At 69.9% G+C, this 10710-nt stretch carries 10 protein-coding genes and 1 pseudogene; 2 read left to right on the forward strand and 9 right to left on the reverse strand.

What is annotated here, in order from left to right; genetic code table 11:
- Positions 1 to 34: 34 nt before the first annotated feature.
- The 6 genes from ASF22_RS05405 to ASF22_RS05430 form a co-directional block, all read right to left on the reverse strand.
- Positions 35 to 1717, reverse strand: a complete 1683-nt coding sequence (locus tag ASF22_RS05405) for a methyl-accepting chemotaxis protein (protein WP_056262194.1) — start codon at positions 1715 to 1717, stop codon at positions 35 to 37.
- Positions 1718 to 1811: 94 nt separating this feature from the next.
- Positions 1812 to 2816, reverse strand: a complete 1005-nt coding sequence (locus tag ASF22_RS05410; RefSeq protein WP_056173463.1) for a magnesium transporter CorA family protein — start codon at positions 2814 to 2816, stop codon at positions 1812 to 1814.
- 10 nt (positions 2817 to 2826) lie between these two features.
- Positions 2827 to 3699, reverse strand: coding sequence for an NAD(P)-dependent oxidoreductase (locus ASF22_RS05415; RefSeq protein WP_056262197.1), 873 nt, complete (start codon positions 3697 to 3699; stop codon positions 2827 to 2829).
- 9 nt (positions 3700 to 3708) lie between these two features.
- The gene (locus tag ASF22_RS05420) at positions 3709 to 4557 is read right to left on the reverse strand and encodes an SDR family NAD(P)-dependent oxidoreductase (RefSeq protein WP_056262199.1); all 849 of its coding nucleotides are present in this window, start codon (positions 4555 to 4557) and stop codon (positions 3709 to 3711) included.
- Positions 4554 to 5309, reverse strand: a complete 756-nt coding sequence (locus ASF22_RS05425; RefSeq protein WP_056262201.1) for an enoyl-CoA hydratase-related protein — start codon at positions 5307 to 5309, stop codon at positions 4554 to 4556. The genes ASF22_RS05420 and ASF22_RS05425 overlap by 4 nt, the downstream gene beginning before the upstream one ends.
- Before the next feature lie 72 nt (positions 5310 to 5381).
- Complete coding sequence (locus ASF22_RS05430; protein ID WP_056262204.1) at positions 5382 to 7133, reverse strand: acyl-CoA dehydrogenase; 1752 nt, start codon at positions 7131 to 7133, stop codon at positions 5382 to 5384.
- Positions 7134 to 7327: 194 nt separating this feature from the next.
- On the opposite strand from ASF22_RS05430, the gene ASF22_RS05435 reads away from it, so the two are divergent.
- On the forward strand, positions 7328 to 8305 hold the full coding sequence (locus ASF22_RS05435) for an L-threonylcarbamoyladenylate synthase (RefSeq protein WP_056262207.1): 978 nt from the start codon (positions 7328 to 7330) through the stop codon (positions 8303 to 8305).
- A gap of 146 nt (positions 8306 to 8451) precedes the next feature.
- Here the strand turns inward: ASF22_RS05435 and wrbA are convergent, their stop codons facing one another.
- The gene (gene wrbA, locus ASF22_RS05440; protein WP_056262209.1) at positions 8452 to 9051 is read right to left on the reverse strand and encodes an NAD(P)H:quinone oxidoreductase; all 600 of its coding nucleotides are present in this window, start codon (positions 9049 to 9051) and stop codon (positions 8452 to 8454) included.
- A 145-nt stretch (positions 9052 to 9196) separates the two neighbouring features.
- Here wrbA and ASF22_RS05445 point away from each other — a divergent pair, with 145 nt between their 5' ends.
- Entirely contained in the window at positions 9197 to 10078 is an 882-nt protein-coding gene (locus tag ASF22_RS05445) for a LysR family transcriptional regulator (protein WP_056262212.1), read from the forward strand.
- 9 nt (positions 10079 to 10087) lie between these two features.
- Here ASF22_RS05445 and greA read toward each other — a convergent pair whose 3' ends face one another.
- Positions 10088 to 10549 carry a transcription elongation factor GreA gene (greA, locus tag ASF22_RS05450; RefSeq protein ID WP_056173438.1) on the reverse strand — a complete coding sequence of 154 codons (462 nt, stop codon included), beginning with the start codon at positions 10547 to 10549 and terminating at the stop codon, positions 10088 to 10090.
- Positions 10550 to 10623: 74 nt separating this feature from the next.
- Positions 10624 to 10710 (reverse strand): annotated as a pseudogene (locus ASF22_RS23615) (IS5/IS1182 family transposase); the annotation flags it as partial.

Genomic DNA, 10710 nt, shown 5'->3' on the forward strand with positions numbered 1-10710 from the left:
CGGAGGTGCGGGACGCGCCTCCGGTGATTCACGGTCAGGCCGCGCGCACGCTGGAAAGGAAGCGTTCGACTTCCGCGCCGAGATGCTCCGACTGGCGCGAGAGGTCGGACGCGGAGGCCAGCACCTGGCTTGCCGCCGCACCCGTCTCCTCGGCGGCGGCCGCTACGCCCGCGATGTTCGCCGTGACCTCGCCGGTGCCGGTCGCGGCTTGCGCCACGTTGCGCACGATCTCCTGGGTCGCCGCGCCCTGCTCCTCGACAGCCGCCGCGATTGAGGTCGCGACCGTGCTGATCTCGCCGATGCGTCCGCGGATCGCCTCGATGGCCCGCACGCTCTCGCCCGTGGCGCCCTGGATCCGGGCGATCTGCGTGCCGATCTCGTCGGTGGCACGGGCGGTCTGGCCCGCGAGTTCCTTCACTTCCGTGGCCACCACGGCGAAACCCCGGCCCGCCTCGCCGGCCCGCGCCGCCTCGATGGTGGCGTTGAGCGCCAGAAGGTTCGTCTGCGAGGCGATGTCGGCGATGAGCTTGACCACGTCGCCGATGCGCGCCGTCGCGCCGCTGAGTTCCTGAACCAGGGCGGCGGTGGCACCCGCCTCGCGCACGGCCACTCCGGCGAGTTCGGCCGAACCCTGCACCTGGCGGCCGATCTCCTGAACGGACGAACCGAGTTCCTCGGCGGCCGCCGCGACCGTTTCGACGTTGGACGCGGCCTCCTCGGCGGCGGCGGCGACGGAGACCGACTGGCTCGCGGTTTCGGTGGCGGTGCCGCTCATGGCCTGCGCGGTCGCCTGCAGGTCGGCGGCGGACCGACCGACGGAGGCCACAACGCCGACGACGGCGCGCTCGAACGCCTCGGCCATTTGCTGCATGGCTCGTCGGCGCTGGGCCTCGGCGCCCGCGCGGGCCTGGGCGGTTTCGTCTTCCAGGCGTTTCATTCGAATGAGCCCGTCCTTGAAGATCTGGACGGAGTCGGCGATGCGGCCGATCTCGGTGCCGGTGCCCTGGTGAGGGATCGTCACCGCGAGGTCGCCCTTCGTCAGGCCGGTCATCGGCCGAACCACGGCGTCGATGCCATGGGTGACGCTGCGGACGATCAGGATCGCGAGAAGGAGGGCGAGGGCAACCGCGAGGGTGAGGGCCGTCAACGCGATGGTCTTTGTCCGTGCCGTGAGGGCGTTGCCTTCCTCATGCGCCTTGAGGGCACCGGCATCGTTGATCTCGATGAGCTTCTCCAGGGCCGTCGAGGCCCGCCGACGCGGCTCGACCGCTTCGGACAGGTAGAGGTTGTAGCCGTCGCTGCCGTTCCGCGCCGCCGCGGCGATCCGGTCGGCGACGGCGAGAAAGCCGTTCACCTCCTTGCGAAAGGTTTCGAACTGCGCGCGCTCGGTCTCGGAACTGATCAGCCGCTCGTAGGCCTTCGTGAGGGCGGTGATCTGCTCGCGCCGTTTGCCCATGTCGGCGTCGATCTTCGCCCGGTCGGCCGCATCGGTCGTCTGCGTGGTGCGCAGCAGGCTGGTGGTGTATCGCGCGAGCGCCGTGTCGATGCGTCCACTCGTCTGGATGCTCGGGAGCCAGTTGGTCTGAACATCGGTGAGTAGAGCATCGACCCGAGACAACCCCGTCACTCCGAGCCAGCCGATCCCGAGGATGAATGCGGTGATGAGCGAGAAACTGGCAATCAGCTTCGCCCGGATAGTTACTTTCTGCAGTGCCATCGACCCGCTCCGAAAACGTGCGACCGGCCACCGGAGCACGCTGAATGCCGGCATTATGCCGCGACATCCTTAACGGGTTGGTTCGAATACGCAGCTACAACCAGCGCTTCCAGCGGAAGAACACGTAAGGTAGCACGGCGGCGACCACCATCATCACCACCGCCATCGGGTAGCCGAGACCCCAGTCGAGTTCCGGCATTGCCTTGAAGTTCATGCCGTAGATCGAGGCGATGAGGGTCGGGGGCATGAACACCACCGCCATCACCGAGAACAGCTTGATGATGTTGTTCTGCTCGAGGTTCACGAGGCCGAGGGTCGCGTCGAGGAGGAATTGGATCTTCGAGGACAGGAAGGTGGCGTGCTCCTCGAGGGACTGGAGATCGCGCAGGGTCGAGCGCACGTCCTCGCGCAGCTCGCGCGGAGCCTTGGCGGTGCGGTAGGTCGCCGAGAGCGAGAGCAGGATGCGCTCCATGGAAACGAGGCTCTCGCGCTGTTTCGAGATCAGGTCGCCGTGGCGCCCGAGTGCCCGCAGCGTGTCCTGCAGGGCGGTGTTGCGGGCGGACGGGTCGGCCTTCTCCTCGAAGATCTTGCCCGACAGGCGGTCGATGCGCTCGCCCTGGAGCTGGAGCACGTCCGCCGCCCGGTCGATCACCGTCTCGATGAGGCCGGCGAGAATGGTCTCGCCGGACGGGATGGCGGAGGGCCCGTTGCCCGTCGAGCGCCCGGCGCGCTGGGTGTACATCCGGAACGCCTGCGGCTCCTCGTAGCGCACGGTGACGAGGCGGTTGCCGCGCAGGATGAAGGTGATGCCGGCCAGCCCCGGCTCGTCGCCGTCGCTGACCTTGCTCAGCACCCGGCCGGTCATGTAGCGCGCCCCGTCCTCGACGTAGAGGAGCTCGGAGGGCTCGATGTCCTTCATCTCCTCGCGGGTCGGCACCGAGATGCCCATGAAGGCCTCGACCTTCAGATCCTCCTCCCGGGTCGGGCGGATCATGTCGAGCCACACGGTGTCGTCGGGGATCGGGTCCTGCAATTCGAGGGAGGTGCGCTCGAGCAGGGTCTGCCCGGCGCCGGCGACCGGCTGGTGGATGAAGATCACGGGTTACGTCTCAGGCGAGGGCCCCGGGAGGCGGTGAACTCGCATCCGGTACGAAGAAGTCCGGAGCAAGGGGGACGTCGGGTGTGACGCGGTATTTTGTAAAGTCCGTGACACCCTGCTCCGCCAGGAACGTGTCGTCGATAAGAAAGCGCCCGGTGGTCTCCCGGGCCGGCAGGCCGAACAGGGCGTGGGCCGCGTCCGCGATGATCTCGGGCGTGCGGCTCGCCTGCATCAGGGCTTCGCCGCCGAGAAGGTTCCTCACCGCCGCCGTCGCGATGGTGGTGCGCGGCCACAGGGCGTTCACCGCGATGCCCTGACGGCGCAGTTCGCCCGCCAACCCAAGGACGCAGAGCGACATGCCGAACTTCGCCATGGTGTAGGCGAGGTGCGGCGCGAACCATTTCTCCGCCATGTCGAGGGGCGGCGACAGCATCAGGATATGAGGGTTCTCGGACTTTTCGAGATGCGGGATCGCATACTTGGACACCATGTAGGTCCCGCGCGTGTTGATCCCGTGCATGAGGTCGAAGCGCTTCATCTCCGTCTCGGGCGTACGGGTCAGCGAAATGGCGCTGGCGTTGTTCACGACGATCTCGATTCCCCCGAAGGTGTTCGCCGTGGTGGCGATGGCGGCGGCGACGCTGTCCTCGTCGCGCACGTCCACGATCAGCGGTAGCGCCCGCCCCCCCGCCGCCTCGATGGCGGCGGCGGCCGTGTGGACGGTGCCGTCGAGCTTCGGATGGGCCACGTCGGTTTTCGCCGCGATGGCGACGTTGGCGCCGTCTCGCGCCGCCCGCAGGCCGATGGCGAGCCCGATGCCGCGCGAGGCGCCGGTGATGAACAGGGTCTTGCCCTTCAGTGATCCGCTGCCGGGTCCCGTCATGGCGTCCTCTCAGGGTCCGATGTGGAAGCGCGCCGGGCGCGTGCCGTCGGCATCGGTGAAGCCGTACCGGGCGGCGAGGTCGCCCGCATGCAGGATGCGCCCGGCCTGCGCGGCGACGTCCGGGTCGGCGGCGAGCGCCGCCAGCGCGCGGCCGGCATAGAGCGGGCTCTCCGTGGCCATGTCGGCGTGCCCGACATCGATCACCCGTTCGGTGCGGACGAAGCCCGGCGACAGGCCGAGGGCCGTGACACCGTGCGGCGCCAGTTCCTGCGCGCAGGCGAAGGCGAGGCGGTTGGTGGTCGCCTTGGCCAGATCGTAGAACACGTCGCCGAGGTAGCCGGGCCCAGTGTCGAACGACACGATGGCGACGAGGCCGGCTTTCGCCGCGACCATGGCGGGCGCCACCGCGCGGGCGAGCAGCAGTGCCGGATAGGGTCCGCTGCCGAAGAACTCCGAGAATGGCTCGGCCGAGCGGCGCCAGAACGGGGTGCCCCAGGCGGCCCCGTCGGGATAGCGCTCGCCATCGTAGCCCTCGGCCCCGCCCCAGACGCTGGAGACGGCCACATCGATCCGGCCGAAGCGGCGCAGGGCCCAGTGCACCAGGGTGTCGACGGCGCGCTCGCTGGTGTGGTCGCAGAGGTAATGATGTCCGGTGCCGCCGGCGGCATCGACCATTCGTGCGGTATCTTCCACGGTCTCGGGCCGTCCGTCCGTGCGTGGGCCGGTCTCGCTGGAGCGGCCGGTGACGATCACCGTGGCGCCGGCCTCGCCGAGTGCCTGGGCGATGCCGCGCCCGACGCCCCGCGACGCCCCGGCGACGAGGCAGACCTTGGCGCGAAGATCGGGCGCCGGGCTCACGCCTTGCGCGACCGGTTGAGGAAGGCCGCGAAGGCGTCTTGAGCCTCCGGCGAGCGCAGGCGCGCCTCGAAGGCCACGGCCTCCGTCTCCACCGCCGCCTCCAGGGCGGCCTGATCCCCCCGAATCAGGGTGCGCGTCGCCTGCAGCGGTCCCCCCGGCAGGGCGGCGAGGCGGGCGGCCTTGGCGAGCGCGTGGTCGAGGAGCAGGTCGGCCGGAACGACGGCGTTGGCGAGCCCGAGACGCACGGCCTCGTCGGCATCGTAGGCTTCCGAGAACAGCAGGATTTCGGTGGTGCGCTGCAGGCCGATCCGGCGTGGGAGCAGGTAGCTCGTTCCCGCCTCCGGTACGAGGCCGAGTTCCACGAACGGCATGCGGAAGCGCGCCGCCGGGCTGGCGTAGACGAGGTCGCAATGCAGGGTAAGCGTCGCGCCGATGCCGACCGCCACCCCATCGACGGCCGCCACCATGGGCGTCCGGGTCCGGGCGAGCTGCCGGATGAAGTGCAGGGCCGGCGAATCCTCGAACGGGTGCCGCGAGGCCTCGACGAAGTCGGACAGGTCGTTGCCGGCGCTGAACGCTCCGGGCGAGCCGGAAAACACCACGGCGCCGATGGCCACCGACGCGTCGGCCTCCGCCAGGGCCTCGCGCAGGGTGTCGTACATGGCGCTCGTCAGGGCGTTGAGCTTATCGGGCCGGTCCAGGCGGATGAGGCGGACGCCGCCGGTGTCTTCGATGACGACGTGCTCGGTCATGGTGCTGTCTCGCCTGTCTTGCCGTTCCCTGCGCGCGGTCCCGTTCCCCTCCGCGGGAGGGGCGTCCCGCGCTCACCCCGCCAGGGCGAGGGCTGCCGTCTCGGTGAAGCCACCGCCGTCGATGACGCTGTCGGCGAGGCCGCTCGCCGCCGTCAGCTCGTTCTCGGCGAAGAACCGCGCCAGGGCGATCCGCCCGGCATGGGCTGGATCGGTCTCGCCGGCCTGGCGGGCGGCCCGTGCGGCGCGGGCTTCCCGCGCGAGGCAGGCCGCGCCCTGGACGAGGCCGAACAGGCGCAGATACGGCGTCGCCCCGGCGAGCGCCGTCTCCGGACGGTTCGAGGCGAGCGCCGCCAGCTGAAAGCTGGTGGCGCTGTCAAGGCTCTCGATGCCGGCGCGCAACCGCGCACCGAGATGGCCGTAGGCCGGGTCGGCATCCTTCAGGAGGCCCTCCGCCACCCGGCGCAGGGACGCGATCTGCGCACGTACGGTGGCGCCTCCTTGGAGCGGCAGCTTGCGGCTGACGAGGTCGATGGCCTGAATGCCGTTGGTGCCCTCGTAGATCCCGAGGATGCGGGCGTCGCGCATGTGCTGGGCCGCCCCCGTCTCCTCGACGAAGCCCATGCCGCCATGGACCTGCACGCCCAGCGACGTGACTTCGTTGGCGATGTCCGTGGAGAACGCCTTGGCGACGGGGGTGAGGAGCGAAGCGCGATCGTGGGCGCCCTGCCCTTCCGGTCCCTTTGCCGCGTCGAGGGCGGCGGCGGTGAGGTAGCAGATGCCGCGGGCGGCCGCCGTGTAGGCCTTCATGGTCAGCAGCATGCGCTGGACGTCGGCATGCGCGACGATGGCGCTCGGGCCTTGCGCGCCCGGCGCTTTTCCCTGGCGGCGCTCGCGGGCGTAGGTCAGGGCGGCCTGCGTCGCCCGCTCGGCGATGCCGACGCCCTGCAGGCCGACATTGAGCCGGGCCGAGTTCATCATCGTGAACATGCAGGCGAGGCCGCGGTTCTCCTCGCCGATGAGCCAGCCGATGGCGCCGCCCGCGTCGCCGAAGGCCATGGAGCAGGTCGGCGAGCCATGGATGCCGAGCTTGTGCTCGAGCCCCGAGCACCGCAGGTCGTTGCGGTTGCCGTCGGGCAGGATCTTGGGCACGAGGAACAGCGAGATGCCGCGGGTGCCCGCCGGTGCGTCCTTGAGCCGGGCGAGCACGAGGTGGACGATGTTGTCGGTGAGATCGTGCTCGCCGTAGGTGATGTAGATCTTCGCGCCGACGATGCGGTAGCGGCCATCGCCGACGGGCTCGGCGCGGCTGCGCAGCAGGGCGAGATCGGAGCCCGCCTGCGGCTCCGTCAGGTTCATGGTCGCGGTCCACTCCCCCGAGACGAGCTTGCCGAGATAGCGCGCCTTCAGATCCTCGGACCCGTGCTGCGCCAGGGCCTCGATGCCGCCGGCGGTGAGCAGCGGGCACAGGCCGAACGCGATGCTGGCTGCGTTCCACATCTCCGTGCAGGCGGCGTTGAGGAGGAGCGGCAGGCCCTGGCCGCCGTGGTCCGGATCGGCGGACAGGCCGTTCCAGCCGCCCTCCGTCCAGGTCTGGTAGGCCTCGCGCCAGCCCGGCGCGGTGGTGATGGCGCCGTCGGTAAGGGGCGTGCCGTGGCGGTCGCCGACGCGGTTCAGGGGTGCGATGACGCCGTCGGCGACGCGGGCCGCCTCGTCCAGGATGGTCCGGACATCGTCAAGCGTCAGGGCCTCGCCCAGGGTCGCGTCCAGCCCGGCGACGTGGCGCAGGGCGAACAGCATCTCGGAGACCGGGGCGCGGTAGGTCATGGAAGCTCCCTATGAGCGTCTTCTTGTGTCGCGCTTGACGCGCTTGGCGTATCGTTCGCCGCCCGTGTTTGACGCAAGCCTCGGCCGGACGCTAGAGCACCGGCCGGCTCCCAGATCGCCCTGCGCGGGGAAGCTTCAATGGGGCAACGGCTTAACCCGGCCCAGCCGCTCCGCTCTCCAGGGATAGTTTAGATATGAACGATCTCCGGTCAAGCCTGCGCCTCGCCGCCGACGAGGCCGGCATCCTGGAGGCGGCACGGCTGCTGGGGCTCGGGCGCACCGTCGCCTTCCCGACGGAGACCGTCTACGGCCTCGGCGCCGATGCCACCGACCCGACGGCCGTGGCCCTGATCTACGCCGCCAAGGAACGCCCGCGCTTCAATCCCCTCATCGCGCATCTGGCGGATCTCGCCGCGGCCCAGGTGCAGGGGGTGTTCGATGACGCCGCCCTGGCCCTCTCGAGCGCGTTCTGGCCTGGTCCCCTCACCCTCGTGGTCCCGGCCGGCCCGGGCTGCACCGTCTGCGATCTCGCCCGTGCCGGCTTGGCGAGCGTGGCGTTGCGGGTGCCGGGCAACACCATCGCCCGCGATCTCCTCGCCCGGGTCGGACGACCCGTGGCGGCGCCGTCGGCCAACCGCTCGGGCCGGGTCAGCCCCACCCGTGCCGCGCATGTGCGTGCCGACCTCGATGGGCGGATCGACGCGATCCTCGACGGGGGTACGGCGCCGGTGGGTGTGGAATCGACGGTGGTCGCCTGCCTCGACGGTTCCCCGCGCCTGCTCCGGCCGGGCGGGGTGACGCGGGGCGACCTCGAACGCATCTTGGGCTATGCCGTCGCCGGCCCGGCTCCGGACGATAGCGCGCGTCCCATCGGGCCCGGCCTCCTCGCCTCGCACTATGCACCCCGTGCCCGTGTGCGCCTCGACGCGACGACGGTGGCGGCCGGCGAGGCCGTGCTGCGGTTCGGCGGGATGCCCGCGGTCATGGACGCGTACGTCTCCCTCGACCTCAGCCCGGGCGGCGATCTCACCGAGGCGGCCGCCAACCTGTTCTCCGCCCTGCGGAGTCTCGATGCCTCGGGCACGGAATCCATCGCCGTAGCGCCGATCCCGCAGACGGGACTCGGCGAAGCGATCAACGATCGCCTGCGCCGTGCCGCGGCTCCGCGCTGAAATCTTTTCAACGGGGGTGGAACCTTGCGGACCGTCGGTCCGTTTGACCAGCACGAAGGCCAGTTCAGCCCCCAAATGGCCTTTTGCCTCTCAAGGCTCGGAGCGATCCGAGCCTTTTTTCTTGGGTGGGAATCCCCGGCGTCGCGTCAGCCGGCGAGTTTCGCGGCGATGCCGGCGACGTGGCGGCCCTGGTAGCGGGCACCGGCCAGATCCGTGGCGCTCGGCTGGCGCGAGCCGTCGCCGTCCGCCAGGGTGGTGGCGCCGTAGGGCGAGCCGCCCTTCACCTCGTCGACACCCATCTGGCCCTGGAACGCGTAGGGCAGGCCGACCACCACCATGCCGTGGTGCAGCAGCACCGTGTGGAAGCTCGTCAGTGTCGTCTCCTGTCCGCCATGCTGGCTCGCCGTCGAGGTGAAGGCCGAGCCGACCTTGCCGACGAGTGCGCCCTTGGCCCAGAGGCCGCCGGTCTGATCGATGAACTGCTTCATCTGCGCGGCCATGTTGCCGTAACGGGTCGGGGTACCGAAGATGATGGCGTCGTAGTCCGGGAGTTCGTCCACCGCCGCGATGGGAGCGGCCTGATCGAGCTTGTAGTGCGATTGGCGGGCGACCTCCTCGGGCACCAGTTCCGGCACGCGCTTGATCGTGACCTCGGCCCCGGCCTCGCGAACGCCCTCGGCGACGGCCTCGGCCATCTTCTCCACGTGGCCCCACGACGAATAGTACAGCACCAGAACCTTGGTCATCGGGTCGTCTCCTACGGTGTGGCACGGGTCGGCCCATCGGAGCCGGCACGCGTTTCGCCGTGCCTTATCGCTCGGAACTGCCTTTGCGAAAACGCCCTGTTCTGCAAAACGATCTTTGCAGGAATGCACGATCGGAGCCGACGGAATGGACTGGGACGATTTTCGCCTCGTGCGCAGCGTCGCTGAACACGGCGGCCTGGCGCGGGCGGCCGAGCATCTCGGCATCAATCCCTCGACGGCGTTCCGTCGTCTCGCCGGGATCGAGGCAGCCCTCGACACGACGCTGTTCGACCGTCACCGCGCCGGCTACGCACTGACGGGCGCCGGTCTCGCCATGGTGGAGGCTGCCGGGCGGATGGAAGCCGACGTCGCGCGCTTCACCCGCGAACTCGCCGGGCAGGATCGCAGTCCCGTGGGCGACCTTCGAATCACCACCCCGGCGGGTCTCGTCGCCGATATGCTGATGCCGGTGCTGGCCCGGTTCACCGTGCGCTACCCGCGCATCCGCCTGCACCTGCTGGTTTCGGAGGAGGCCCTCAACCTGTCGCGCCACGACGCGGACGTGGCGCTGCGCGCCAGTGATGCACCCGCCGCGAACCTGGTCGGGCGCCGGCTCGCCACCATCGCCTGGGCCGTCTACGGGCGGTCCGAGTTCACCGGGCGACCGACGGAGGAATGTCCGTGGGTGGTGCCGGGTGACGGTGTGGCGGGTGGACGTTTCGTACGGTTCCGCGAGAGCCATGCCGCCGCCGAGTGCGTGGTCCTCACCCTCAACACGGTTCTGGGCCTGCGCGAGGCGGTGGAGGCCGGCATCGGCGTCGGCCCCCTGCCCTGCTGGTCGGCCGACGCACGCCCGGGTCTCGTGCGGCTGTCGGACCACCTGCCGGAGCTGTCCGCCGGCCTGTGGCTCCTGACCCATCCGGACCTGCGCCATGCCGCGCGGGTCCGGGCCTTCATGGATTTCATGACCGAGGAGATCGTGACGTTGCGCCCCGGAATCGAGGGCAAGACGGCTCCGCCTCGATGATCTCCGAGCCTACTTGGTCTCGATGATCTCGATCTCCTGGCCGTTCACCTCGACGGTGTCGCCGACGCCCTTGCCGGTCAGGGCCCGTGCCATGGGCGAAACGTAGGACAGGCTGCCCTGGGTCGGATCCGCCTCGTCTTCGCCTACGATACGGAAGCTCTGATGACTTTCGTCCGCGCGTGCGATGGTCACTGTGGAGCCGAACCGCACCACGTCGCCGGGCTCGACCTCGACGAGCTGGGCCGATCCCAGCCGCGCCGTCCAGTAATGCAGGTCACGGGTCACGCGGGACTCGTCCGCCTTGGCGTCGGGCGTCAGGGCCGAGAACGCATCGCGCAGGCGGGCGACCTCGGCCTCGATCTGCGCCAACCCCTCGGGTGTGACGAAGTTCGGGTGCTCCGAGATGGGGCGATCGGGGAGATCCTCGAAGGCTTCGCCGCCTTCGGTCTCTTTGACAAATGCACTGCTCATGAAACCAGCAATGCGCCTCGGTACGGCTAAGTTCCGCCCCGACCGACGATCCGTTTAAGAGTCCGTCCGATAAGTCATGACGCTCGGCCCAGCCTTCGGACGAGGATCATGATGGCGGCGGCGTAGAGGAAGGCCTGAGCTGAGGCGAGGGTCGCTTCCGG

It is taken from the genome of Methylobacterium sp. Leaf87 (genome assembly GCF_001422775.1).
Lineage (GTDB): Bacteria > Pseudomonadota > Alphaproteobacteria > Rhizobiales > Beijerinckiaceae > Methylobacterium.